Source organism: Actinoplanes couchii, from assembly GCF_016862075.1.
Classification (GTDB): domain Bacteria; phylum Actinomycetota; class Actinomycetes; order Mycobacteriales; family Micromonosporaceae; genus Actinoplanes; species Actinoplanes couchii.
This window is the reverse complement of the sequence record NZ_BOMG01000022.1, coordinates 1-23,214: the sequence shown is the minus strand read 5'-3', so window position 1 is coordinate 23,214 and position 23,214 is coordinate 1. Positions and strand designations below refer to the sequence as shown.

Below are 23,214 nucleotides of genomic sequence, written 5' to 3'. Positions count from 1 at the left end.
TCACCGCCCGCCTTGGCCATCAGTCCGGTCATGGCCGCGGCGGGGAAGGCGGCAGCCGCCACCACGACACCCGCCAACAGGCCACAGACCAGTAGCGAGCCGGCGTTCGTGAATATGTTGTGATCGCGTCTGCGAAACCAGGAGGACACCCCCGGCAGGGTACGAAGCACGCGCAAGGTCTTTCGGCTTCCGTCCATCGCCGGACGTCTCTGGAGCCGGCCGCGGTCGTCTTCGGCTCTATGCGCGGTCGGCTGTGGTGCTAGTCGCGGTTGGCGCCCGGGTTGATGAGCAGGTAGCCGGCGGCGGCGAGGAACATCAGTGAACCGACGACGCCGGCGGTCAAGCCGTTCTCGGCGCGCTGGGAGCGCTGGGCCTCGGCCTGCTGGTCGTAGGTGCGGGACTCCTGGCTGTCCGAGGTCATCACCCGGCAGGTGCTGCCGCGGGGCATCGCCTGGCCCTGGCAGGAGACCGCGGGACTGCCCGGGTCGTAGTAGATGACCAATCCCCCGACGGCCACGATCCCACCGACGATCAGCACGACGACGGCTCTGCTAGCGGCGGGCATCGGGCCTCCTCACCCCGGGGTCTGCCCATCGTATGCCGCCCCCGGCCGGAAACGGACACCTTCCCGCCGTGATCGGGATCGCCGGACGACGGTCCCGCGGGCGCGACGGGCCGCATCGGCCCGGCGGTCGCGGGGATGCCGGGAGGGGACGGCCCTCTCGCGGGGCCGCCAGGGTTCGCCGTCGCGGGCTCGGGGCGGGCTACTCGTACCAGAAAGGAAAAAGGGGCGGCCCGCACCGAAGTGCCGGCCGCCCCCACCGCGTGGTCTGCCCTTAGAGGGTCAGGGTCCAGCTGTTGATGTAGCCGGTGTCGGACGAGGCGGCGTCCTGGACCCGCAGGTTCCAGGTGCCGTTCGGGGCGGTCTCCGAGGAGAGGTTGACCGTGTAGGTGGTGTCGATGTTGTCGGTGCTGCCACCGGTGCGGCTGCGCAGCTGGTAGACGCTGCCGTCCGGGGCGACCAGGGAGACGACCAGGTCACCGATGTACGTGTGGACGATGTGGATCTCCACCGTGCTGGTCGCCGAGGCGGCGCGGGAGCAACCGCTGATGGTGATCGGCGAGTTGACCGTGGCGTTGTCGGAGATCGTCACGTCGGTGGCGTTGGTGCCGGAGCAGCTGCCGCCGGCGCCGTTGACGGTCAGGCTGAACGTGGCGGTCCTGGTGGCGGCGGTGCCGGTGCCGGTGATGGTGATCGCGTAGGTTCCGGCGGCGGCGGCCGTGGTGGTGGCCAGGGTCAGCGTGGAGCTGGCGCCGGCGGTGACCGACGACGGGCTGAAGCTGGCGGTGACGCCGGACGGCAGGCCCGAGGCGGTGAGAGCCACCGTCTGGGCGCTACCGCTGGTGACGGCGGTGGCGATGGTGGCGGTGGCCGACGAGCCCGGGTTGACCGACGCGGCGGCGGGGCTGCTGGTCAGCGAGAAGTCGTTGCCGGTGGAGCAGGCGGTGTCGCTGCCGGCCACGTTGACCGCGGTCCAGGCGGCCTGGACGGCCTTGTACTCGGTCGAGCAGGAGCCGTACAGGTCGGTGGCGGCGCGCAGGGTGTAGGCGCGGGCCGTGTTCGCCAGGTTCGAGGCGAGGTAGTAGCGGGTGTTGGAGGTGAAGTACACGTCCAGGGCCCGGTACCAGATGGCGGCGGCCTTGGTGCGGCCGATGCCGGTCACCGCGGGGGCCGAGCCACAGACCGGCGAGGTGCCGAACGAGGTGGCGCCGGTGCCCTCGGCGAGGTTGAAGAAGAAGTGGTTGCCCGGGCCGGACGAGTAGTGCACGTCCACGCTGTTGGTGTTGGAGGCCCAGCAGCCGTGCGACGCGCCGTCCAGAGTCGGGTTGTACATGTAGCGCAACGGCGTGTTGTTGCCGTTGATGTTGATCTTCTCGCCGATCTGGTAGTCACCCGGGTCGGCCGTGGTGTTGGCGTAGAACTCGACCATGGTGCCGAAGATGTCGCTGGTGGCCTCGTTGAGACCGCCGGACTCGCCGGAGTAGGTCAGGCCGCCGGATACCACGTTCTCGGTGACGCCGTGCGACATCTCGTGACCGGCCACGTCCAGGGCGACCAGCGGGCGGGCGTTGCTCGCGCCGTCGCCGTAGGTCATCTGGGCGCCGTCCCAGAACGCGTTGACGTACGCGCTGCCGTAGTGGACCCGGGACGGGACGCCCGCGCCGGTGCCGAAGATGCCGTTGCGGCCGTGCACGTTCTTGAAGTAGTCGAACGTCTTCGCCGCGCCGAAGTGGGCGTCGACGGCGGCCGACTGACGGTTCGAGGTGGCGCCGGTGCCCCAGGCGTTGTCGGCGTCGGTGAACGTGGTGCAGGTGCTGGTGCCGTTGTTCATGTCGCAGGTGCGGCCGTTGCCGTGCGACGGGTCGATCATGCTGTACGTGGACCCGGAGAGCGTGGTGTCGACCGCGACGGAGCCGGAGTAGAGGCTGGCGCCGGTGCCGGCGACGGTCTCGATGTCGTCGAACTCGCCGATGTAGGCGCCGGTCTGCGCGTCGCTGATGACGTGCAGGACCGAGGGGGTCTGCTTGTCCGGGGCCCAGCCCTTGACGACGGTCTCCCAGGCGAGCGTGCCGGGGCCGGTGCTGGCGTCGATGAACAGCTCGGGGGTCTCGGAGCCGGTGATCTGCCCCTCGAAGGCTTCCTTCGCGGCCTTGGCGGCGGTCGCGGAGCTGACCTTCGGGGTGACGCTGAGGCTCAGCGGGGCGCTGAGGCCGACCGAGGCGCCGTCGTAGACGTTGCCCGGGGCGGTGTGCACGACGAAGTCGCCGCCGTAGACCCGCAGGCCCTGGTATGCACGGGTGTAGCGCACGTGGGCGCCGCCGTCGGCGTCGACCTTGGTGCGGTACGCGGTGTACGACTCGCCGGGCGCGGCCTCGAAGTCGGCGGGGCGGGTCTTCAGGTGGCCGTCGGCCCGGCTGACCGCCTGGGCCTCCGACGGCGGCGCGACTGAGGGCGTCGGCGCGGCGGAGCTGCTCGCGGCGGTGGCCACGAGCGTGGTGCCGACCAGCACGGTGATACCGGCCAGCGCTAGGGGTTTCTTCACTCGGTTCCTCCCCGAACCAGGAATCCACGTATGGCAACGTGTGAATCGATTATCAGCGGGAAAGAGAGAAGAGCATCTATATCTTCACAGTCATATCTCAGGCGTGACGGCTTCCGTTTATGTAAATAAAACGATATATTGCCGCCCCATGATGCGTGCCCTCGCCGCCGCCGGCCTCACCGCCGCGCTGCTCCTGGTCCCCCAGCCGGCCCTCGCCGCCGACTCCTCCTACCGGACGCTGGCCACCGCGAGCAATCCGAACTGGATGGCCGGGCTGGATTCCGGGCGCAGTCTCGGCGCGCTGTCGATCCCGGGCACCCACGAGACCCTCTCCATCCACGGCGGTGACTACACGCAGACCCAGGAGAACTACGGCAACAGCGCCGCCACGCTCACCGCGCAGCTGGACGCCGGCATCCGGGCGATCGACGTGCGGGCCCGGGTCAACGAGGGGAACACCTTCACCATCCACCACGGGGCGGTGTACCAGCAGGCGAACTTCGACGACGTGCTGAACCGGCTGGCGTCGTTCCTGGGCGCGCACCCCGGCGAGACGGTTCTGCTGCGCTTCAAGCAGGAGTGCACCGGCGAGACCGGCTCCTGCGCCGACGCGACGGGGCAGAAGAGCTTCACGGACATCTTCGACGCGTACGTCGCGGCCCGGCCCGGTCTCTTCTGGGCGCCGTCGGTGACCCGGAACTCGGCGGCGGCCGTGCCCACCCTCGGCACGGTCCGCGGCAAGGTCGTCCTCGCGGTGCTCAACGGCCCTCGCGGCGGACGGTTCGACAGTTACGGGCTGGCCCAGTTCGCCGGCTGGAACGACGGCTCGTCCACCTACGTGCAGGACGCGTACAGCGTGCCGACGTTCGCCGCGATCGGCGCCAAGCGGGACGCCGTGAACAACTTCCTGAACACCACGAACAGCGGTGACGCCACGAAGATCTACGTGAACTTCACCAGCGGCTCGGGGGCCCTGGCCCCGCCCTACTGGGTGGCCGGCGGGGCCCTGTGGGAGCAGGGGGTCAACCCCTACCTGCTCGGCCGGCTGAACGCGACCTCGTACGCCCGCACCGGGGTCGTGATGATGGACTTCCCCGGTGGCGGGCTGATCAACAAGATCGTCTCTTACAACTAGCGGAAGACCTACCGGTAGTTCTGGCGGCGGTGTTCGCCCTCGAGGAGCACGGCCAGGCGGCCGAGGACCGGCCGTGCCTCGAGGTGCAGACGGGCCACGTTGACGGTGCCGTCGCCGACCACGGCCAGCAGGGAGAGGTCGCCGATCCCGTAGACCGCGAGACACCCCTGCTGGTTGCGGATGGTGACCTCCTGGAAGCCACCCTGGTTCAGCGCGCTGCCACAGGTCCGGCTGATGCCGTGGGCGGCCGCCGCCATCGCCGCGACATCGTGCGGCTCGTGGTCGGACCGCGAGTCGAACAGGACGAGCAGACCGTCCACACCCGCGATGATGCAGGAGGTGACGCCGGCCACCTGATGCCGCAGACCGGCCAGCTCCTGCCGGAGCGAGCGCTGCGGGTCCAGCACCGGATCGGACTGGGCGACCCTCGCGCTCACCGGTGCGGCGTGCCGAGGCGTCAACCAGGCCGGTTGGGCGCCGTCAGGCGTCGTCATACAGAGGTTCCTTCCGTGGAGACACCCCGGAGTCGTCCGGGGGAAGAGCGAGAGCAGTCGGCGCTACGGCACTACGACCCACGAACGGCCCGCGCGGGACCGGGGCGTTTCAAACGTCGAGGTCACTCTCGATCTTGCGCAGCTGGTGACGGGCCAGACCCAGGTTCGCGCGGTTCTTGTGCAGCGCGAGGTAGAGGAAGAGCGCGTCGCCGCTGCGGCGGCCACGGAGCAGACGGATCAGGTGGTACTGGGAGTCGAGGGTGATCAGGATGTCCTCGATACCGTCCTGGAGACCGAGCAGCTCCAGGGTGCGCATCTTGGCACGGACCACATCGGTGTTACCGGCCGCCGCCATGGTCATGTCCATGACACCGTCGCCACCCATGTAGCCGAGGGTGAGGCCGCTGGTGTAGTCGACGAGCGCGACGCCGACTGCGCCCTCGAGGGCCATCGCCTCTTTGAGAGCGGTTTCGATGTTCGCCACGAAATCCTCCACGTTTCCTGCGCAGGTCGACGGCAGCCGCAATTCAACTGCCTAGAAGTGCCCACACTGACACAGGAAAGTTGCCGTGGCGGACCAACTGGAACCTAAGACGCGAAACCCGAACTTAAGATCGTTTCGAACGGCACCGTTCGGTCAATTCCGGGTCGGCCATCAGTCCTGGTCCGGCACAGCCGGGTAGGAATCGGACACTTCTTGCCGGTCGGCGACGTTCCAGGCGAAGGCCAGGCAACCACCGATCAGGCCGAGCAGCAGACCGATGAAGAAACCACCCATGTTCGAGGTGAGCCACGAGCCCAGGGAAAGCACGATGGTCACCAATGAATAGAACGTCCGCTGGGTGGGATTGAACCACAGCAGAAGACCACAAAGGACAATTAAAATAGGGATGAGAATGCCCAGGAAGTTCTGCATCCCGACCTTCAGCACCACCGGGAGCGGCGCCCAGACGGTCAGCAGCATCTCCAGTCCGCCGAGCACCACCAGCAGGCCGCCCCAGAACGGCCGGGAGTGCCGCCAGTCCCGCCAGGAGAGGCGGGACCGGCGGGCGCGGGCCGGGGTGTCAGCAGCCATCCGCGTCGAACCCCATCCACAGGTTCGGCAGCTTGAAGGTGGCGGCGGTGGTGGCGTAGTTCTCCTGCCGCAGGTCACGGATGGTGACCTCCTCGGCCTGCTGACCGAAGACCCCGATGCCACCCCTGATGCCGGGCACCCGGTCCAGCGTGCTGGCGTCCTGACCGATGTCGATCTTGTTGAACTCGGCGTCGCCCTGGATCAGGGTCGAGTCGACCACCAGCCGGGAGGCGGTCACCGGGGTCTGCTCGCTGCCGGCCCGGATCAGCAGGTTGGTGCCGCCGAGGCTGATCTGCTGGCAGAGGCCGTACAGCGAGGCGGTGTTGATCGCCGAGACGATCACCACCCGCGACTCGCCCTCGTCGCCGGCGTTGGGGCTGCCGGGGGCCAGGTCGTCGAGGACGGCGAACTGTTCGAAGCCGAGGCCGTGCAGCCGCGGCGAGGTGATGGTGAACGGCATGCCGGAGATCTGGAACGACACCGCGAGCACACCCTTGGCGGTCAGCAGGACCAGGGCTGCGGCGACGGTGAAGACGATGCCCATCATGACGCCGAAGCGGCGCCAGCGGGTGTGGCCGACGGGTGTGGCCATGGCGGTCGACATACGGGCTCTCCCCGAACGAAATCAGGTCCGGCCGGGGCGCACTGCGGATGCGCACCCTGCCGATACGATCGACTGGTCTCGATGATTTCGGGAAAGTTACGCCCCAGTAATGTCGGCGGTCAACCCTTCTCCGGAAAGTGAAAAACCCCGGGGGTTTGGAACGGCGCCATCATCACGTAGGCGAGCACCGGCAGCTGTGCGGGCAGCTCGACCACCCGCCCCTGAGCGGCGAACCGGTAGATCGTCGAGTAGACGCCGCCCACCACCGTGTGCACCAGCTCGGCCGGCAGCGGCTGCCCCGGCGCCTCGTCGAAGAACCGGGCGAACCGGGCCAGCAGCTCGGCCCGCTCCTGCCGGCCGAGCGGGCCGACCGCGTCGATCTCGACGATCGCCATGGTCGCGAACGCGGGCACGCTCGCCAGCACGTCGAGCAGCACGCCGAGCGCGTCCCGGGCGCCGGCCCGCCAGCCGGGGGCGGCGTCGTAGGCCTTCTCCATCAGCCGCATCAGCACCCCGGTGCCGTACCGGTAGGTGGCCAGGAACGCGTCGTCCTTGCCCGCGAAGAGCGCGTAGAAGGCCGGCCGGGTGACGCCCGCGGCGGCGCAGATGTCGCTCACCGTGGCGTTGGCGTAGCCCTTCTCGGCGACCGTGTGCACCAGCGCGTCGTAGAGGCGTTCCCGCTGCACGGCGGCCACCTCCTCGGCCGGCATCCGGCGTGGCCCGCGCTTGATCGCCCGGGCCGGGTCACGGCCGGTCCGGGCGCCGGGAAGCGGCGCGTCGCTCTGGATCATCGCTGTCCCTCGATGTCTTGACACTTCCGAACAACCGGGTTTATAACTTCGACGGATCTCGATGGTGTTCGCGGCGGGTCTCCATTATCGGCCCCGCCGCCCCCCGGTCCACTGCGGACGACGACCGGCGACCGGCACGACACCACTCCCGGAAGGCATCCCCCATGCGCTCAGTCCGCCTCGCCGCCACCATGACCGCCGCGGCCCTGGCCACCCTGCTCTCCGCGTCCCCCGCGCTCGCCGACGACACCAACGTGCTGACCACGGGCAGCGCCGCCGGCACCGCGGTCGCGGCCGGCTCGACCATCTCGTCGTCGCTGGCCGCCGGCACCACCGCCACCTTCGCCGCCAGCGCCACCAGCGGCATGACCTGCACCGGGTCGGCGATCAGCTCGGTCGTCTCGGACAACCCGGCCGCGCCCGGCAGCGCCGCCGCCGGCTCCACCCTGACCCTCAGCGGCTGCACGGTCAGCGGCATCATCGGGGTGCTCGGCGTCAACAGCGTCACCATCAACAACCAGCCCTACGCCACCGCCATCAACAGCGACGGCACCGTGGTCGTCACCGGCACCACCGCCGGCCCGATCCAGGCCACCCTCGTGCTGCGCACCCTGCTCGGCAGCGTGACCTGCGTCTTCCAGGCCAACGGCAACAGCATCTCCGGTACGTCGGACAACAGCGACAACTCGATCAGCTTCGCGAGCCAGGTCTTCACCCGCAGCAGTGGATCGGCGCTCTGCTCCTCGTCGGTGGCGTTCAGCGCCCGTTACGCGCCGGTCGCCGACGCCTCGGGCTCCCCGGTCTTCGTGAACTGACGTCCGTCCAGAAGCAGGTCGACGACGTCGGCGGCACTGAAGTCTCCGGGCAGGTTCTTCAGGAAGCCGATGTCCTGACCGAGTGTGACCAGCGGCGGCTCGGTGTAGTCACCGGCCCGCCGCTGGCCCACGCCGATCGTCGCGACCAGCCCGTTGCACAGGCAGCGGCTGCCGGCGGTGTCCTCGATCGCGCCGCCCTTGCGCACGTACTCGTCGACCGGCTCGGCCGGGCAGCGGTAGCCGACCGCCCCGTCCGGGCGCCGGTACGGTGTCCGCAGATAGCTGAGGTCGCACATCCGCGGCCGGGCGGCGTAGACCTGCTCGTCGGCGGCAGTGCCGTCCAGCGCGGCCAGCTTGAACGGGAACCCGGTCGGCGACGCCCGCACGTCGTTGTGCACCACCAGATCGTCGCCCGCCACCCCGGCCAGCAGCCGCTGCCGCAGCTCCGGCTCGATCCCGGACTCCTGGCACAGCGCGAACGCGGTGCCGACCTGCACTCCGGCGGCCCCCGACGCCCGCGCCGCCGCGACCCGCTCCGGCCCGGCCTGCCCGCCGGCCAGCCAGAACGGCAGCCCCAGCGCGGCCACCCGCGCCACGTCGATGGCGTCCCGCGGCCCGTAGACCGGTTCCCCGTCGTCGTCCAGGACCAGCTTGCCGCGCGGCCGGGCGCTGTGCCCACCGGCGATCGACGTCTCCAGCACGAACCCGTCCGGGCGGGTGGTCTCGTCCCGGGCCAGGTAGCCGGCGAGGGCCGCGGACGAGACGATGGCCAGCAGCCGCGGCCGCCGCAACCGGCCGGGCAGCTCGCCCAGCAGGTCGGCCGGGTCGATGCCGACCGTGTGCTCCTCCCCCGGCTGCGCGCCGTGCACGGCCACCGTGATCCGGCCCGGCCGGTGCTCGGCCAGCGCGTCCAGCAGGGCCGGGATCTCGGTCGGCAGGCCCGCGCCCATCAGCACGAAGTCGACCCCGGCGAGCATCGCGCCGTAGACCGCCGCCGGGGTGGCCAGCTGGATCTTCTCCAGGTAGTTCACCCCGACCGGGCCGTCGTGCCCCTCTCCGGCCAGGAACACCTCGACGAAGTTGGCGACCACGATCAGCTCCTGCCCGTGGCGGCGCGGCAGCAGTCCCATCCGGGGCACCGGGCGGTACGCGCGCCCGTCGGGCACCCCGCCCTCGACCAGGTAACGCTCCCGGACGGACCGGGCCACCTCCGGCGCCGGGAACGCGGCGAGGGCCCGCCGCACGTGCCCGCCCGGATCGCCCTGTTGCAGGCGCCGGGCCAGCAGCACGTCGAGGGCCACCCCGGACACCACGCCGAGCTGACCGGTCCGGGCCACCGCGTTCGCCAGCCGCCAGCTGGACACGCCGACGCCCATCCCGCCCTGGATGATCTCCGGGGTGCTGTCCATGTCGCCCTCCTGGCGTTCGCCGGTCTCCCCGCGGATCATCCGAATCCGATGGGCCCGCACGCCAGGGCCGGAGGTCCCGGTGTCACAGACCATGCAACGTCTCGTGACGCGGGCCGCCGTCGTCTTTCCGGATCCGGGGGCGAATGCTGAACTGAACGGGTGACCAGGCTCTCCCTCCCGGTCGCACCGGAACGACATATAGTGTTGTGCGCATATGAGCATGGTTCTGGCGGCGGCGGAGATCGGAGAGGCAGGAACATGGGGCACGGACATGGGCACGACCACGGGCCGGTGACCGCCACCGGACGGCATCGGGGCATCCTCACCGCGGCCCTCGGGATCTCGATCGTGATCTTCCTGGTGGAGATCGTGGGCGCGATCCTCACCGGCAGCCTGGCGCTGCTGGCCGACGCCGGGCACGTGCTCGCCGACGCGGGCGGTGTCGCCCTGGCCCTGGGCGCCACCCTGCTCGCGGCCCGGCCCGCCTCCGGCCCGCGCACCTTCGGCTGGGCGCGCGCCGAGATCCTGGCCGCCGCCGTCAACGGCCTCGTGCTGGCCGGCATGGGGGTCTACGTCTTCATCGAGGGCGTACGCCGCCTGATCGAACCGGCCGAGGTGGCCCCCGGCGGCATGGCGGTCTTCGGCGTCATCGGCCTGGTCGGCAACCTGGCCGGGGTCGCCCTGCTGTACCGGGCCCGCGCGGACAGCCTGAACATGCGCGGCGCGTTCCTCGAGGTGGCCACCGACACGGTCACCTCGGTGGGGGTACTGGCCGCGGCGGCGGTCATCGCGATCACCGGCTTCACCCGGGCCGACGCGATCGTCTCGATCCTGATCGGCCTGATCATCGCGCCCCGGGCGGTGAAGCTGCTGCGGGAGGCCGCACACGTGCTGCTGGAGGCGGCCCCGGCCGACGTCGACCTGGACGCCATCCGCACCCACATCACCGAGCTGGACCACGTGCACGCCGTACACGACCTGCACGTGCACACGGTCACCTCGGGCCTGCCGGTGCTGACCGCACACGTGGTGGTGGACGACTCGTGTTTCCACGACGGTCACGCGCCGCAGTTGCTGGACGCGCTGCAGGAGTGCCTGACCGGCCACTTCGACGTGGAGCACTCGACGTTCCAGCTGGAGCCGTCCGCGCACGCCGGCCACGAGCACGCCACCCACACCTGACCGACATCCGGTCCGATTCTGATCAGCGCCCGACCCGGACTCCGGTCGGCGCTCGGTCCGAACTCAGGTCGGCGCTCGGTCCGGGCTCCGATCGGCGCTTGATCCAGAATTCGGCCAGGAAATCGTCAGGATCGGGCGAGGCTCCCGGCTGCGTTCCCGCGCGCCCCGTAGAACCACGACGTGAACAGTCGATCAGACGGCACCGCCGAACCGGAGATCTGGCAACCACCTTTCCGGTCCCCGTTCAGCCTCACCATGACGAAGCCGGGCGCCGCACCCCCACCCGGGTCGCGGCGCCCGAAAGGCCGCGGGGGCCGCTCCCGCCCGGCAGAACGACGGCGCACCTCGACCCCGCCTGCCACGCCCTTTCCCGCCACAGCCTTTCCCGCCACGGTCTTCCCCTGCCGCGACTTTCCCCCGGCCCACCGCAACCTTCCTCGCCCTTCCTCGTCGCGCCCCTCCCCACCCGTCCCCACCCCGCCCCTTCCCACCGTGCCCCTCCCCACCGCGGCCTTCCCCGGCCGCCAAGGTCCTCCCGGCGGCCGGCGTGGCCTCGGGACGGCGGCGGATAGCTGATCGTGATCAGGGGCGGGTAGCGTACGGCCGTGGCTATCTCGCTCGGGGCCGACCCGCGGACACGCACGACCACCCTGGCCGGGGGCGCCGTGCTGCTCATGCTGTCGGCGCTGGCGCTCAACCGGCCGGACAGCAACCCCGCCCCGCCGACACCCGAGGCGATCGTGGCCGAGTGCCGCCAGCTCTACGGCGAGTTGAACCCGACGTTCCGCGGCCTGCCCGCGCAGCGTTTCGAGGTGACCAAGGGCGACGAACTACTGCGGGTGTACGTGTCGGACGTCGACGACTGGATCAACGTCTGCCGCAGCGGGCCCACCGGGGTCGACGCGGCGGCCGGCACCCGGATGAGCGACGGCCCCGACGACCAGTTGCGCCTCTTCGACTCGTCCGCCTCGATGCTGAGGGCGAACCTGCTGCTCGGGCACGTCCCGGCCGGCGCGACCACGATCGAGGCCCGGCTGACGACCGGCCAGGTGGTGACCGGAGACCACGACGGCGACGTCTTCGCGATCTGGTCACCGGACGCTCCCGTCGCCGGCGCGCAGGTCACCGCAACCGGCCCGGCCGGCACCACACTGACCGCCACGGCCCCGTGATCCACCTGGCCCAGTGATCCGCTGCTGAACCGCGACCGCCCGCCCGCAACGACCACCACCGCGCCGCGACTCCACACCTCGCAACGCCCGCCGCCGCGACCCCTCGCCCAGCGATGCCCGCTGCCGCGACTCCTTGCCCCGCGATGCCCGCCACCGCGACCCCTTACCCCACGACCCCTTACCCCACGACCCCTCGCCCTGGGATGCCCGCGGCCACGGTGCCTTGATCGCTCGTACCGCAGCAATCGGGTTTCAAGGGGCCTCGTCCTGCACGTCGTGCCGGCGGGACGGTCTTGTTTTGATCCATTTCTCCACGTCGGACGCCAGCCACACCTTGCCCTGCATCAGATCGGCGATCGGGGTCGGGAAATCGGCGCGAGTGGTGAGCTGGTGGACGCGCTGACGGCTGATGCCGCCGAGCCGGACCCTGATCTCGTGCGCACCCATGAAGTAATAGACAGTCTTGCCACCCATACACATGACTATAGCTTTATGACAATATCCCAAAAGCAAAGAAATCGACCATTGCGGGTACGGTTAACACGTCCGTGGCAGTCCGGCCCATCAATGCGGGTGACGCTTTCGGGCCCGGAACCGTGTGCCCGCCGCCGTGAATCGTGTAGAACGTGACCGGCGCGCGCCCGTTCTCGCGGTAATCGGTCCGGGTCACCGACGGGCCGGCATGCTGCGGCATCGCGGATTCGACCGGCGCGGTGGTGATCCCGTTACGGCCGGCGAAATAGGCCGCGGTGTCCGGCGTGGACAGCATCCCGCCACCCACCCGAAAGGCGTACCGCGCCCACCGCGCCATCTCCCCACCGCGATACGGCACGATCCGGTCCTTCGTGCCATGAAAGATCAGGACCGGTTTGGGTACGACCGGAAGTCCCGGAACCAGGAAATTCTCCGGAGCGGGTTGCTGGGCGGCGATGATCGTCGCGCCGGAGATCAGGTCGGGGCGCTCGTGCAGGAGCCGGATCACCATGCCGCCGCCGTTGGAATAGCCGGCGGCATACACCTCGCGGCCCTCGCCGACCCGTTTCACCACCGCTTCGACGAACGCCACGTCGTCGATCTCGTGCACGCGCGCCGGGAAGCGACTGCCTCTACGGGCGTCGTTCCAGTTGCCGCGGAACCCGTCGAGGTAGGCGACCGCGGTGCCCGGGATGCCGTCGAAGGCGTTGCCGGTGAACTTCCGGAACACCTCGCCGCGCTGGGTGGAGCCGTGGAACGCGAGCAGCAGCCGGCCGAAGTCACCGCCGGGCGGGGTGACGAGGGTGTAGGTCCGGGTACGCCCGGCCACGTCGATGGTCGCCATGCGGTGCTCCTCGATTAAACGGATCAGCTATCCGTTTGACCGTAGCACGATGCGGATCAGCTATCCGGTTACGCTGATCACGTGACCGGGAACCCGCAACGCAAGGACGCCGCCCGCAACTGGCAGCACATCGTCGACACCGCACGCCGTTTTGTGGACGACGGCGTACCGCTGCGACTGAACGACGTGGCACGCGCCGCGTCGATCGGGGTGGCCACCGTCTACCGGCACTTCCCGGTTCCCGAGGCACTGCTGGAGACGGTCGCCCAGCCGGCGTTGACCCGCCTGGCCGCCGACGCCGACGCGGCCCTGACCGAAACCGATCCCTGGAAGGCGTTCGCCGATTTCCTGAAGGCGGGCATCGACGCCCAGCTCACCGACGCGTCGGTGCAGCCGGTGTTCGCAACGTCGTCCCACACCCTCCCGGAGACGACGGAGCTGGTGGCCCGCCTGCACACGTCAACCGGCGACCTGCTGGCCCGGGCCAGCGCCGCCGAAACCATCCGCCCCGGAGTAACCCGCGAGGACGTGATCCGCCTGATGTGCGGCGTCGTCTTCGCAGCATCGGTACACGCCCACCCCGACGAACGCCCAACCTTGACCCGCACCTACCTGGAAATCGTCCTGACCGGCCTACGACTCCCCACCTGACCAGCCACCCAAGCCGCCACCACAACTTCACAAGCCCCGCAGCTCTCGCGCCCCGCAACCCGCGCGGTGCTCGCGGTGCTCGCGCACCTTGCGGGGCTCGCGACCTTGACGGCCCCTACCATCCTGGCGACCGTCGCGACATTCCCTGCCTTCGCGATATTCCAACCCGTCGCGACCTTCGCGGCGTTCTCGGCCTTCCCGGTCTTCGCTACCTACCCGGTTTTCCCGGCCTTCCCGGCCTTCCCGGCCGTCGCGACTTCCCAGCCGTCGCGAGCTTCGCGAGCTTCGCGGGCCTCGCGGGCCTCGCGGGCCTCACGGGCCTCACGGGCCTCACGGGCCTCAAAACCGGCACCAGCAACCGCGGCATGACAGCTAACCTCGGCGGCGACCGCCGGAGCCGGGAATCCCGCCCCTTGGGCGGCGCCTACGACCTGGCCCACCCAAGGAACCTCGCGAACCTCGCGAACCTCGCGAACCTCGCGAACCTCGCGAACCTCGCGAACCTCGCGAACCTCGCGAACCTCGTTATCCCAGCATCTGCCGGGCGCTTTCGTTGGCCGGCTCGACTGTGCCGTTACGGGTGATGTGGAACAGGCTGACGCCGATCTTGTCCGCGGTGGCCGTTCCGATGGGGGTGAATCCCGCCGTTGCGTAGAGCACGTGCGCGGCCAGCTCCGGGCTGGTGGCGTGCAGCCGGCGCACGATCGGAGTGGCGACCGGTTCGGCCTGTGTCGTCACCCGGGCCACGGCGGCCTCGGCGACGATGTCGGCACGGTCGCCCTGCCGGGGCTCGGTCAGCCGGGCGTCCGGGAAGCCGAGCGCTCGCATGTGCCGCTCGGCCAGCAGTTCCTCGGCCAGCCAGTCGGTCGATCGTTCATCGTCGTCGTCGCCGAGTCCGGTGACCACCCCGAGCAGGCCGGCCCCGTCCATCGTCGACACCGCGACGACCCCGGAAACCAGGCCCGCGGTCCGATGCCCCCATCTCGGCCGGGGAATCCGGCCCATCCAGCCGGACGGGGAACCAGCCGACGCTTCCACCTTCCGCGCCGGTCCTCCGCTCGTCTTGCGCACCGGCCGGGCGCTCGTTTCCCGCGCGGATCGAGCACTCGTCTTCCGCGCGGATCGTGCGCTCGCCGCGTCGGCCCTGCCGGTCAGCCAGTGGAACAACGCGGTCAACGCGATCGAGACAGCCGCCACGATCCCGAAGAAGCCCGCGGCGGCCGGCGCACTGTCGTCCCCTTGAAAGGCGTCGAAAAGCGCATAAAGAAAGATGAGCGAACTGAACGCGCCCACCACGGCCAGAACGATCTGCAACAGCTTCAGGACGAACATCGTCCTCCCCCGGACTCGCGAAGATCTTGCTGGAGAGAGTATGCGGACCTCACCCGGCGACCAGCCCCGCCTCGTAGGCCAGGATCGCCGCCTGCACCCGGTTGTTCAGTGACAGCCGGAGCAGAATCGCGCTGACGTGGGCCTTGACCGTGCCCTCGGCCAGCGACAACTCCCGCCCGATCTCCTGATTGGACAGACCCCGCCCGGCGAGCGTGAGGACGTCCCGCTCCCGGTTGGTCAACGAGGCCAGCCGTTCCCGGGCCGACCGCGACCGAACCAGCCCATCACCCAGTTCGGTGATCACCCGCTGAGCGATCCGTGGCGACAGAAAGGCACCACCCTCGGCAACCGACCGGACACCCAGGATCAGCTCACGAGGATCGGCAGCTTTGAGCAGGAACCCGGCGGCCCCCGCAGCCAGCGCCGACGCGACGTATTCGTCCTCATCGAACGTGGTCAGAATGATCACCGAGACGTCCGGCGCAACGGCAGCCAACTCGGCAGCAGCGGCCAGCCCGTCGAACCGCGGCATCCGAATGTCGAGCAGCGCGATGTCGGGCCGATGCCGCCGGACGAGTTCGACAGCTTCCCGCCCGTCGGCCGCCTCACCGACCACTTCGATCAACGGATCAGTGGTCAGAATGGCCGCGACCCCGACCCGGATGGCCGGCTCGTCATCAGCAAGCACCACCCGAATCATCCGATCCCCCGACGACTCGTGGCACTGACCAGCGTCTCCCGGCAGATCGCCGCACTCCCGTCCGAGGTCACGCTTCGGCCCGAGATCATCGCGCTTCCCCGCGAGGCCACCGCGTTCCCACCCGTTCCATCACGTTTCCGCTCAAGGTCATCGCGTTCCCACCCGTTCCATCACGCTCCCCTTGAGGCCATCGCGCTCCCGTTCAAGGGCCATCGCGCTCCCACCTGCTTCATTGCGCTTCCAGGCGTGCCGTCACCGTGAATACGCCCTTCTCCTCCGCCGCGTGCAGTGTGCCACCGGCAGAGGCCAGATGATCACGCAGTCCGTTGATGCCGGTGCCCGATTCCGATCGCCGGATCGGGCCCACCACCGGGTTCCGGACGGTCACCGTCACCATGTCGCCGACCCGCTCCCACCGAACGTCCACCTCAGCCCCCGGCGCATGCCGCGCCGCGTTGGTCAGCGCCTCCCGAACCACCCGGTACACCCCGTCGGCAGCAGATCCCAGTTCGCCGCCCGGGTCCAGCCGAATGGTCATCCCCGCATCCCGGGCACGCCCCACCAACCGCTCGACCTCCGCAACTCCCTCGAACCGCTCGACTCCCGCAACCTCTCCGACCTCCGCGGCTGGCTCGAACCGCTCGACTCCCGCAACCTCTCCGACCTCCGCGGCTGGCTCGAACCGCTCGACTCCCGCGACCTCTTCGGCCTCCGCGGGCTGCCCACCCGGCCCGGCCTCCGCAAGTTGCCCACCCGACCCGGCCTCCGCTGGCTGCCCACCCGGCCCGGCCTCCTCTGGCAGTCTGTCCTCCCCGACTTCGGCGAGGCGCCCGCCCGGCTCGGCCTCCGCGACAGATCGGCTGGGCGGGATCACACGCAGGCCGGTGACGGTGTGGCGGAGGCGATCGGAAGCGGACACCGCAGACTCGCGGAGCTCTGCGGCGGCCTCCCGGTCACGGTCGGTCAGGTCCGGGGCCAGCTCCAGCGCACCGGCCCGCAACGAGATCAGGGCCAGCTCGTGGCCGAGCACGTCGTGCATGTCGGCGGCGATCCGGGCCCGTTCCAGCAGGCGGGCGTTCTCGGCCACGAACCGCTGCTCCCGCTCCAGGTGCTCGACCCGCTCCCGGCCGGCCCGGACCAGCTCGGCCTGCTGACGGCGGAACCGCCCGGCCAGCCACGGCAACGTCACGAAGATGCCGAGCGACAGCAGCCCACCGATGACGATCGGGAAGTCGGCCGGCAGCCAGACGATCTGCGGCACGGCGACGGCGGCCAGCAGCAGCCCGTCCCGCCGTACCGGAAGATGGCGTCCTTGCAGGTAGGCAACCAGGGGAAGGAGAACGAACAGGGCCCACCGCCACTCCTGGATCCGATCCAGGAACAGCCCGTTGACCGTGCCGGCGACGGCGATCAGGAGCAGCAGCAGACCGTTTCTCATAGCGCCCGGACCGCCCGCCACCGGATCAGCCGGGCCACCGCGGTCGCCAGCGCGGCCGCCGCGGCGACACCGAGGGCGATGGTCAGCGGTGCGGTGAAATAGGTGAGCTGCGCCCAGGTCACGGTCCGGCCGTTGGCCAGGAACGAGACCCATTGCGGGTACGTCACCAGAACCAGCACCGGCAGCAGCAGCCCACTCGCCCGCCACCATCGGGCCCGCCGCTCTCGCCGCGCCCAGCGTCCGGATCTGATCACTCCGAGCGCCCCGAGACCGGTGGCGACCAGGGTGAACACCGCGAGTCCCAGGTCGGTCCACTGACGCCCGCCGCCGACCGGCTCCGGCTGTTTCCCGCGCGTGATCGCGTCCAGCCCGACCAGGATGTCGTAGGTGTCCTCGTACAACGCCGAACTGTTCGTCATCACCGCGTAGCCGTCACCGGTGGCCGGGTCGAAGGCCTGGATCGCGCTGTACGTGAACAGGTTGCCGTTGTGCATCAGCACCTTGCGCCCGTTCAGGTCCTCGACGCCCCAGCCCATCGCGTAGTCGCCGCCCGGCCACGGCTGGTGCAGTGTGGCGAGGCTCTCCGGCGACAGGATCCGCGGGCCGCGGCCGGTCTGGCTGATGAGCCAGCGGCCCATGTCGGCGGCGGTGGTGACCACTCCGCCGGAGCCGCCCTCACGGAGATCCCGCAGCTCGGAGCGGGACACCCAGGCGCCGAAGACCGAGTTGTAGCCGGGTGACGCGGACGCCCCGATCGCACTGGCATGCATGCCCAGCGGCTCGAACACCCGCTGCCGGATCGCTTCCGCGAAGTCTCGCCCGTCGACCACCTCGACCAGCCGGGCGGCGACGTCGAAGTTGACGTTGCAGTACTCCCAGTGGGTGCCGGGCTCGGCGGCCAGCTCGCCGTCACGCAGCGCCGCCAGGTAGCCCTCCAAGTCGGTGGCCTCCTGGGTGGCCGGGATGTCGAGGGTCCGGTCGGACAGGCCGGACGTCTGGTTCAGCAGGTGCCGGACGGTGATCCTCGGGGTCCGCGGGTCGGTGGTCCGGAACTCGGGCAGATAGGTGACGACCGGCTGGTCCAGCGCCACCCGGCCCTCGTCCACCAGGGTCAGCACGGCCGCGGCGGTCATCGATTTACTCAATGACGCCACCCTCATCGGGGTGTCCGCGGTGACGGCGGCGCCGGTGGACTCGTGACCGGAACCGGTCGCCTTGACGATCTCTTCACCATGGGTGACCACAGCGGAGACCCCCGGTAGATCGGTCGCGTCGCGCGCCTGCCTCAGATAGTCGTCGACGGTTGTCGGTGTGGCGGCCCACGCCGGCCCCGGAACGAACAGGGCCAGGGCGAGAACCGCGAGAAGTGTTTTCCGCACGACTCGAACCTAGGAATCGACGGCGGTGGAAACCTCTGGCGATCGTCACGAGCCACCCCCGACGAAAGTAGTAGTGCCCTCGCCGACCATCGCCCGGGTCAGCCAGCGCAGCCGGGACGAGGCGGCGGCCAGATCGAAGTGATCGGGATTGGTCAGCATCGTCAGGTTGATCCCGTTGATCAGCACCAGCGCGGTGCCGACGTGGTCGTCGACCCGCCCGGCGGGCAGGTGCCCCTGGTCGGCGAGCACCGTCAGCCAGCGGTGCAGGATCCCCCAGGAGACCTGATGGGCGCTCGACACCGAGGTGCGGATCGCCGTGGTCGCGTCCGGGGCGAAGGCCAGCCGGTGCAGCTCGAACCAGCTCTCCAGAGTCGCCCGTGGATGCTCGGCCGGTGGCAGGAACTGGGCCAGGCAGTCGTACAGCCGCTGCTGTGGGTCGAGGGTCTCGTCGGTGATCGACAGGTCGCTGACCAGGGACTGGACGTGGTAGGTCGCGACGGCGTGGTAGAGGTCGATCTGGGCCGGGAAGTAGTGGCGCAGCGTCGTCGCGCCCACGCCGGCCTCCCTGGCGACGGCGCGCACGCTCAAGGCGCCGAGGCCGTCGGTCATGGCCAGGCGGCGGGCCGCTTCCGCGATCTTCTCCCGAGTCGACATGGCTCCCATCCTACCGGTACGGTGTGCGGCACAGCGTACCAGTACAGTGTGCCGGTACGCCGTACCAACCGAAGGAGACGACATGACCGACCTCGCGACAGCTCCGCCGAGCACCGTGCGGACCAGGCCCGGCCTCCCCGAGCTGTTCACCGGCGTGATCGCCTACGTCGTGCTCCTGATCCCCGGCGCCCTCTGGATCGCCTCGATCCCGGCCGGCACCGCGTTCAGCGGCACCGCGGCGTTCATCGTCTCCGGGTTGACCGGCATCGGCGCCTTCGCCGTCGCGGCCGCGATCCGGATCCGCCGGCTGGACGCCTTCGGGTTCCGCCGCACGCAGCCGAAATGGCTGCTGATCGGAGCGGCGTTCGGCCTGCTGGCCTACCTGGCGAACATCCTGGTCGCCGGCACCTACACACTGATCGCCGGCCACGACAACCCCCAGGGTGGCTACCAGGCCGCGGCCACCGGTGGCGCTCTCACCCTGGTGATCGCCCTGCTGACCGGCGCCCTGCTCACCCCGCTCGGCGAGGAGCTGCTGTTCCGCGGGGTCATCGCCAATGCGCTGAACCGTTACGGCTGGTGGGCCGGTGTCCTGCTCAGCGCGGCGATCTTCGCCCTGGCGCACGGCATCAACGTGATCCTGCCGGTCGCGTTCCTGGTCGGTGTGCTCAGCGCGATCCTGTTCCGCAGGACCGGTTCGATCTGGCCGAGCGTCCTGGTCCACGTGGTCAACAACGGCGTCAGCACCCTGGTGGCCGCGGTCGTCCTGGGCTGACCGCGCCGCCCGGCACGAGAAGAATAGAGTCAGCTGGTGGGGAACCTTCGTGAACAGATCATCGCCGAGCTCGGCGTCCAGTCGTCCATCGATCCGGTCAAGGAGATCCGGCGGCGCGTCGACTTCCTGAAGTCGTACCTGCGGGCGACACCGGCCACCGGGTTCGTGCTCGGGATCAGCGGCGGGCAGGACAGCACCCTGGCCGGGCGGCTGTGCCAGCTGGCCTGCGACGAGCTGCGCGCCGAGGGGTCGGAGTCGACCTTCGTGGCGGTGCGGCTGCCCTACGGGGTGCAGGCCGACGAGGACGACGCGCAGATCGCGCTCACGTTCATCCGGCCGGACCGCTCGGTCACGGTCGACGTCAAACCCGGCGCGGACGCGGTCGCCGCCCAGGTCGCGGCAGGTGTCGGGGCAGATCGACTGCGGGATTTCGTACGGGGGAACGTCAAGGCCCGTGAGCGGATGGTCGCCCAGTACGCCGTCGCCGGCCAGCTGAACATGCTGGTGGTGGGCACCGATCACGCGGCCGAGGCGGTGACCGGGTTCTTCACCAAGTTCGGCGACGGCGGGGTGGATGTGACGCCGCTGACCGGGCTGACCAAACGACAGGGCGCCGCCCTGCTCCGCGAATTGGGCGCCCCGCGCAGCAGCTGGGAGAAGATCCCGACCGCCGACCTGGAGGACGACCGGCCCGCCCTGCCCGACGAGGAGGCGCTGGGCCTGCGGTATTCGGAGATCGACGACTACCTGGAGGGTGCCGAGGTGACGCCGGAGGTGGCCGCGAAACTGGAGTCCACGTTCCTGGCCACCCGGCACAAACGCACCGTCCCGGTCACCCCGCTCGACACCTGGTGGCACTGAGCCTCAGCCAGGACCTCCCTGGTGAGCCTCAGCCAGGACCTCCCTGGTGAGCCTCAACCGGGATCTCGCTGGGAAGTCTCAGCCAGGATCTCGCTGGGGAGTCTCAGCCGCCGCTCTCGGCGTGGGCGGCCTGGATCGCCTTGTGCAGGGCCGGGCCGATCGGGCCGGTCAGCACCGAGAGTTCGAGAAGACGGCGACGGCTGGCGCGGCGGGTCTTGCGGTCCAGGACGATGGTCAGCGACGCCTCGGCCGCGATCGTCGCCAGTGCCGCGTCGGCCGGATCGACCCGGCCGACCGGGGCCCGCAGCGCCTCCTTGACCCGGCCGACCAGTTCCTTGCGCACGCGCGGGTCACGCGGGGTCACCTTCGTCGCGGGGAAGAGACCGACGATTTTGTACGGTTCCAGCCGCGCCCAGCCGCCGTCGCCCAACTGCCCGCGCACCGAGGCGACGGTCGGGCGGTGCCGCTTGCCGATCCAGTGCTGCCACTTGCGCGGTTTCGCAGCGGCGATCTCCTCCAGCAGTCCGGCCAGCACCTGGTCGCTGACGGCGGGCCGGCCGTGGACCACCGCCCGGCCCCGCTCGTCGGTGAGGTGGCCCTTCAGGTAGAGGTCGGCCAGCGCCGCCGCCCGCAGCATCGCACCGACCTCGGTGAACATGCCGACCTTGCCCTTGTCCGGATCATGGGCCAGGAGATAGACGCGCTGGGTAAGGCTTCCGGGCAGTGCCATGTCACTCCTCCTCGGGTGGTTCCGTCTCAGGCGGGTCGATTTCGGGTTCGGAATGCTGTTCGGTGGCAGGATCGAGGTGCGGCCCGGAGACAGGATCCGCATGAGGCCCGGCTGAGGGATGCGGCCCGCCTGCCGGATGTGGTCCGGCTGAGGGATGCGGGGCGGCTGAGGGATGCGGGGCGGTGGCTTCGGGGTGGGGGTCGGCGGGTGGGCGGCCGGGGCCCCGCATCCGGCCGACGCCGCCGGGGAGACGGCCGGCGTCGGCGAGTGTTTTTCGCAGCAGGTACTCGATCTGAGCGTTCGTGCTGCGCAGCTCGTCCCCGGCCCACCGTGCGAGGGCGTCGTGCACGGCGGGATCCAGCCGGAGCAGTAGCTTCTTACGTTCGGTAGCCATGAGGCCTACGAGTAGAGCGTGCCCGCGTTGACCACGGGCTGGGCGTCCCGGTCGCCACAGAGGACGACCAGCAGGTTGCTCACCATCGCGGCCTTGCGCTCCTCGTCCAGCTCCACGATGTGATTGTCGGCGAGCCGGGCCAGCGCCAACTCCACCATGCCGACCGCGCCCTCGACGATCCTGGTCCGGGCGGCGACGATCGCGTTGGCCTGCTGGCGGCGCAGCATGGCGTGGGCGATCTCCGGCGCGTAGGCCAGCCGGGTCAGGCGCGACTCGACGATCTTCACGCCGGCGGCGGCGACCCGGAGCCCGATCTCCTCGGAGAGCTGGGTGGTGATCTCGTCGGCGTTGTCCCGCAACGACATCCGGTCGGTGTCGTGCGAGTCGTACGAGTAACTGTTGGCGATGTGCCGCACCGCCGTCTCGGTCTGGATCGCGACGAACTCGATGAAGTCGTCGACCTCGAAGACGGCCCGCGCGGTGTCCTCCACCTGCCACACCACCACCGAGGCGATCTCGATCGGGTTGCCGTCCGCGTCGTTGACCTTCAGCACGTCGGTCTCGTGGTTCCGGATCCGGGTGGAGACCTTGCGCCGGTTGGTCAGCGGGTTCACCCAGCGCAGGCCGTCGGTGCGGACCGTCCCGGTGTAACGCCCGAGAAGCTGCAGCACCCGGGCCTCACCCGGCGCGACAGGCGTGAGCCCGGCCAGCAGCACCAGAGCCGCCAGCCCGATCAGCAGACTGACCCCGACGATCCCGAGGATCTTCGCGTCCCCCGTCTGCTGCAGCCCGACGACAAAGCCGCCGAAACTGACGAGCAGCGCCACCACACCCCCACCGAGCACCGGCCAGCCCGAAGCCCCACGGGCGATCCGCTCCCGCACCTGCGGCGCAGGCAGGTCAAGGTAATCCGTCATATGAGCCTCCCTCATAGTGGCGATGGCTAAAGACTAGCAATATGATATCACTTTTTTCAAGCGGTTCCAGCGACGGGATCGGGACGGTCAACGCGAAACCGCCCGCCCAGCCTTGTCGGCAGGACGGGCGGTTGAGGCTCGACCGGCCAGGAGCGAAGGGCAGTTCGAGGCCGGTCAGAGGCAAGGGGCGATTCAGGGTCGACCAGTCAAGGACGAGGGCGGTTCCAGCCGGCCGGTCAGGGGCAAAGGGCGATGCCCGCTGCCGATCGGCCGGAGGCAAAGGG

25 protein-coding genes are annotated in these 23,214 nt (G+C 70.0%); 7 read left to right on the top strand and 18 right to left on the bottom strand.

What is annotated here, in order from left to right:
- Window positions 1-259: 259 nt before the first annotated feature.
- Together Aco03nite_RS05115 and Aco03nite_RS05110 are read right to left on the bottom strand one after the other, a co-directional pair.
- Complete coding sequence (locus tag Aco03nite_RS05115; protein WP_203793517.1) at window positions 260-565, bottom strand: hypothetical protein; 306 nt, start codon at window positions 563-565, stop codon at window positions 260-262.
- 271 nt (window positions 566-836) lie between these two features.
- Window positions 837-3,104 carry a M4 family metallopeptidase gene (locus Aco03nite_RS05110; RefSeq protein ID WP_203793515.1) on the bottom strand — a complete coding sequence of 756 codons (2,268 nt, stop codon included), beginning with the start codon at window positions 3,102-3,104 and terminating at the stop codon, window positions 837-839.
- A 148-nt stretch (window positions 3,105-3,252) separates the two neighbouring features.
- Here Aco03nite_RS05110 and Aco03nite_RS05105 point away from each other — a divergent pair, with 148 nt between their 5' ends.
- A complete protein-coding gene (locus tag Aco03nite_RS05105) occupies window positions 3,253-4,239 on the top strand; it encodes a phosphatidylinositol-specific phospholipase C (protein ID WP_203793508.1) in 987 nt (328 codons plus the stop codon).
- 8 nt (window positions 4,240-4,247) lie between these two features.
- On the opposite strand, the gene Aco03nite_RS05100 is transcribed toward Aco03nite_RS05105, so the two are convergent.
- From Aco03nite_RS05100 to Aco03nite_RS05080, 5 genes are all read right to left on the bottom strand, one after another.
- Window positions 4,248-4,733, bottom strand: coding sequence for a roadblock/LC7 domain-containing protein (locus tag Aco03nite_RS05100; RefSeq protein ID WP_203793506.1), 486 nt, complete (start codon window positions 4,731-4,733; stop codon window positions 4,248-4,250).
- 109 nt (window positions 4,734-4,842) lie between these two features.
- Window positions 4,843-5,217 (bottom strand): hypothetical protein, encoded by a 375-nt coding sequence (locus Aco03nite_RS05095; RefSeq protein ID WP_203793499.1) that lies wholly within the window; start codon window positions 5,215-5,217, stop codon window positions 4,843-4,845.
- Window positions 5,218-5,388: 171 nt separating this feature from the next.
- Complete coding sequence (locus Aco03nite_RS05090) at window positions 5,389-5,808, bottom strand: DUF6114 domain-containing protein (RefSeq protein ID WP_203793497.1); 420 nt, start codon at window positions 5,806-5,808, stop codon at window positions 5,389-5,391.
- Window positions 5,798-6,412, bottom strand: coding sequence for a DUF6230 family protein (locus tag Aco03nite_RS05085; RefSeq protein WP_203793490.1), 615 nt, complete (start codon window positions 6,410-6,412; stop codon window positions 5,798-5,800). Before Aco03nite_RS05085 ends, Aco03nite_RS05090 begins: the two co-directional genes overlap by 11 nt.
- 119 nt (window positions 6,413-6,531) lie before the next feature.
- A complete protein-coding gene (locus Aco03nite_RS05080) occupies window positions 6,532-7,203 on the bottom strand; it encodes a TetR/AcrR family transcriptional regulator (RefSeq protein WP_203793488.1) in 672 nt (223 codons plus the stop codon).
- A gap of 164 nt (window positions 7,204-7,367) precedes the next feature.
- On the opposite strand from Aco03nite_RS05080, the gene Aco03nite_RS05075 reads away from it, so the two are divergent.
- Complete coding sequence (locus tag Aco03nite_RS05075; protein ID WP_203793486.1) at window positions 7,368-8,018, top strand: Tat pathway signal sequence domain protein; 651 nt, start codon at window positions 7,368-7,370, stop codon at window positions 8,016-8,018.
- Here Aco03nite_RS05075 and Aco03nite_RS05070 read toward each other — a convergent pair.
- Window positions 7,970-9,466 carry a nitronate monooxygenase gene (locus tag Aco03nite_RS05070; protein ID WP_239144921.1) on the bottom strand — a complete coding sequence of 499 codons (1,497 nt, stop codon included), beginning with the start codon at window positions 9,464-9,466 and terminating at the stop codon, window positions 7,970-7,972. The genes Aco03nite_RS05075 and Aco03nite_RS05070 overlap by 49 nt on opposite strands.
- 219 nt (window positions 9,467-9,685) lie before the next feature.
- Between Aco03nite_RS05070 and Aco03nite_RS05065 the strand changes: the two genes are divergently transcribed.
- On the top strand, window positions 9,686-10,609 hold the full coding sequence (locus Aco03nite_RS05065; RefSeq protein WP_203793484.1) for a cation diffusion facilitator family transporter: 924 nt from the start codon (window positions 9,686-9,688) through the stop codon (window positions 10,607-10,609).
- 605 nt (window positions 10,610-11,214) lie between these two features.
- The gene (locus tag Aco03nite_RS05060) at window positions 11,215-11,781 is read left to right on the top strand and encodes a hypothetical protein (protein WP_203793482.1); all 567 of its coding nucleotides are present in this window, start codon (window positions 11,215-11,217) and stop codon (window positions 11,779-11,781) included.
- A gap of 252 nt (window positions 11,782-12,033) precedes the next feature.
- On the opposite strand, the gene Aco03nite_RS05055 is transcribed toward Aco03nite_RS05060, so the two are convergent.
- On the bottom strand, window positions 12,034-12,255 hold the full coding sequence (locus Aco03nite_RS05055; protein ID WP_239144920.1) for a helix-turn-helix transcriptional regulator: 222 nt from the start codon (window positions 12,253-12,255) through the stop codon (window positions 12,034-12,036).
- 16 nt (window positions 12,256-12,271) lie between these two features.
- Complete coding sequence (locus Aco03nite_RS05050; protein WP_203793480.1) at window positions 12,272-13,099, bottom strand: CE1 family esterase; 828 nt, start codon at window positions 13,097-13,099, stop codon at window positions 12,272-12,274.
- A gap of 81 nt (window positions 13,100-13,180) precedes the next feature.
- Between Aco03nite_RS05050 and Aco03nite_RS05045 the strand changes: the two genes are divergently transcribed.
- On the top strand, window positions 13,181-13,750 hold the full coding sequence (locus tag Aco03nite_RS05045) for a TetR/AcrR family transcriptional regulator (protein ID WP_203793478.1): 570 nt from the start codon (window positions 13,181-13,183) through the stop codon (window positions 13,748-13,750).
- Window positions 13,751-14,275: 525 nt separating this feature from the next.
- On the opposite strand, the gene Aco03nite_RS05040 is transcribed toward Aco03nite_RS05045, so the two are convergent.
- The 5 genes from Aco03nite_RS05040 to Aco03nite_RS05020 all read right to left on the bottom strand — a co-directional run bounded on the left by Aco03nite_RS05040 (window position 14,276) and on the right by Aco03nite_RS05020 (window position 19,253).
- A complete protein-coding gene (locus tag Aco03nite_RS05040) occupies window positions 14,276-15,082 on the bottom strand; it encodes a hypothetical protein (protein ID WP_203793476.1) in 807 nt (268 codons plus the stop codon).
- A 49-nt stretch (window positions 15,083-15,131) separates the two neighbouring features.
- Window positions 15,132-15,782, bottom strand: a complete 651-nt coding sequence (locus Aco03nite_RS05035; RefSeq protein ID WP_203793474.1) for a response regulator — start codon at window positions 15,780-15,782, stop codon at window positions 15,132-15,134.
- A 229-nt stretch (window positions 15,783-16,011) separates the two neighbouring features.
- Entirely contained in the window at window positions 16,012-17,220 is a 1,209-nt protein-coding gene (locus tag Aco03nite_RS05030) for a sensor histidine kinase (protein WP_203793473.1), read from the bottom strand.
- Complete coding sequence (locus Aco03nite_RS05025; RefSeq protein WP_203793471.1) at window positions 17,217-18,599, bottom strand: serine hydrolase domain-containing protein; 1,383 nt, start codon at window positions 18,597-18,599, stop codon at window positions 17,217-17,219. The genes Aco03nite_RS05030 and Aco03nite_RS05025 overlap by 4 nt, the downstream gene beginning before the upstream one ends.
- Window positions 18,600-18,644: 45 nt before the next feature.
- Complete coding sequence (locus Aco03nite_RS05020) at window positions 18,645-19,253, bottom strand: TetR/AcrR family transcriptional regulator (RefSeq protein ID WP_203793469.1); 609 nt, start codon at window positions 19,251-19,253, stop codon at window positions 18,645-18,647.
- Window positions 19,254-19,335: 82 nt separating this feature from the next.
- On the opposite strand from Aco03nite_RS05020, the gene Aco03nite_RS05015 reads away from it, so the two are divergent.
- Both Aco03nite_RS05015 and nadE read left to right on the top strand, forming a co-directional pair.
- Complete coding sequence (locus Aco03nite_RS05015; RefSeq protein WP_203793467.1) at window positions 19,336-20,028, top strand: CPBP family intramembrane glutamic endopeptidase; 693 nt, start codon at window positions 19,336-19,338, stop codon at window positions 20,026-20,028.
- Between the two features lie 36 nt (window positions 20,029-20,064).
- Complete coding sequence (gene nadE, locus Aco03nite_RS05010) at window positions 20,065-20,889, top strand: NAD(+) synthase (RefSeq protein WP_203793466.1); 825 nt, start codon at window positions 20,065-20,067, stop codon at window positions 20,887-20,889.
- Between the two features lie 103 nt (window positions 20,890-20,992).
- Here nadE and Aco03nite_RS05005 read toward each other — a convergent pair whose 3' ends face one another.
- The 3 genes from Aco03nite_RS05005 to Aco03nite_RS04995 are packed head-to-tail and all read right to left on the bottom strand — an operon-like array spanning window position 20,993 to window position 22,930.
- Window positions 20,993-21,619 (bottom strand): GOLPH3/VPS74 family protein, encoded by a 627-nt coding sequence (locus Aco03nite_RS05005; RefSeq protein WP_203793458.1) that lies wholly within the window; start codon window positions 21,617-21,619, stop codon window positions 20,993-20,995.
- A 1-nt stretch (window position 21,620) separates the two neighbouring features.
- Entirely contained in the window at window positions 21,621-22,013 is a 393-nt protein-coding gene (locus Aco03nite_RS52645; RefSeq protein WP_239144919.1) for a type II toxin-antitoxin system antitoxin, read from the bottom strand.
- A gap of 5 nt (window positions 22,014-22,018) precedes the next feature.
- Window positions 22,019-22,930 carry an SPFH domain-containing protein gene (locus tag Aco03nite_RS04995; RefSeq protein ID WP_239144918.1) on the bottom strand — a complete coding sequence of 304 codons (912 nt, stop codon included), beginning with the start codon at window positions 22,928-22,930 and terminating at the stop codon, window positions 22,019-22,021.
- Window positions 22,931-23,214: the final 284 nt, after the last annotated feature.

What these genes read in the sequence shown, in the direction of transcription:
- Aco03nite_RS05075 (WP_203793486.1), top strand. Translation starts at nt 7,368, where the DNA reads ATGCGCTCAGTCCGCCTCGCCGCCACCATGACCGCCGCGGCCCTGGCC.
- Aco03nite_RS05030 (WP_203793473.1), bottom strand. Translation starts at nt 17,220, where the DNA reads ATGAGAAACGGTCTGCTGCTGCTCCTGATCGCCGTCGCCGGCACGGTC.
- Aco03nite_RS05015 (WP_203793467.1), top strand. Translation starts at nt 19,336, where the DNA reads ATGACCGACCTCGCGACAGCTCCGCCGAGCACCGTGCGGACCAGGCCC.
- Aco03nite_RS05090 (WP_203793497.1), bottom strand. Translation starts at nt 5,808, where the DNA reads ATGGCTGCTGACACCCCGGCCCGCGCCCGCCGGTCCCGCCTCTCCTGG.
- Aco03nite_RS05050 (WP_203793480.1), bottom strand. Translation starts at nt 13,099, where the DNA reads ATGGCGACCATCGACGTGGCCGGGCGTACCCGGACCTACACCCTCGTC.
- Aco03nite_RS05105 (WP_203793508.1), top strand. Translation starts at nt 3,253, where the DNA reads ATGATGCGTGCCCTCGCCGCCGCCGGCCTCACCGCCGCGCTGCTCCTG.
- Aco03nite_RS05085 (WP_203793490.1), bottom strand. Translation starts at nt 6,412, where the DNA reads ATGTCGACCGCCATGGCCACACCCGTCGGCCACACCCGCTGGCGCCGC.
- Aco03nite_RS05040 (WP_203793476.1), bottom strand. Translation starts at nt 15,082, where the DNA reads ATGTTCGTCCTGAAGCTGTTGCAGATCGTTCTGGCCGTGGTGGGCGCG.
- Aco03nite_RS05035 (WP_203793474.1), bottom strand. Translation starts at nt 15,782, where the DNA reads ATGATTCGGGTGGTGCTTGCTGATGACGAGCCGGCCATCCGGGTCGGG.
- Aco03nite_RS05020 (WP_203793469.1), bottom strand. Translation starts at nt 19,253, where the DNA reads ATGTCGACTCGGGAGAAGATCGCGGAAGCGGCCCGCCGCCTGGCCATG.
- Aco03nite_RS05005 (WP_203793458.1), bottom strand. Translation starts at nt 21,619, where the DNA reads ATGGCACTGCCCGGAAGCCTTACCCAGCGCGTCTATCTCCTGGCCCAT.
- Aco03nite_RS05080 (WP_203793488.1), bottom strand. Translation starts at nt 7,203, where the DNA reads ATGATCCAGAGCGACGCGCCGCTTCCCGGCGCCCGGACCGGCCGTGAC.
- Aco03nite_RS05100 (WP_203793506.1), bottom strand. Translation starts at nt 4,733, where the DNA reads ATGACGACGCCTGACGGCGCCCAACCGGCCTGGTTGACGCCTCGGCAC.
- Aco03nite_RS05115 (WP_203793517.1), bottom strand. Translation starts at nt 565, where the DNA reads ATGCCCGCCGCTAGCAGAGCCGTCGTCGTGCTGATCGTCGGTGGGATC.
- Aco03nite_RS05070 (WP_239144921.1), bottom strand. Translation starts at nt 9,466, where the DNA reads ATGATCCGCGGGGAGACCGGCGAACGCCAGGAGGGCGACATGGACAGC.
- Aco03nite_RS05055 (WP_239144920.1), bottom strand. Translation starts at nt 12,255, where the DNA reads ATGGGTGGCAAGACTGTCTATTACTTCATGGGTGCGCACGAGATCAGG.
- Aco03nite_RS04995 (WP_239144918.1), bottom strand. Translation starts at nt 22,930, where the DNA reads ATGACGGATTACCTTGACCTGCCTGCGCCGCAGGTGCGGGAGCGGATC.
- Aco03nite_RS52645 (WP_239144919.1), bottom strand. Translation starts at nt 22,013, where the DNA reads ATGGCTACCGAACGTAAGAAGCTACTGCTCCGGCTGGATCCCGCCGTG.
- Aco03nite_RS05065 (WP_203793484.1), top strand. Translation starts at nt 9,686, where the DNA reads ATGGGGCACGGACATGGGCACGACCACGGGCCGGTGACCGCCACCGGA.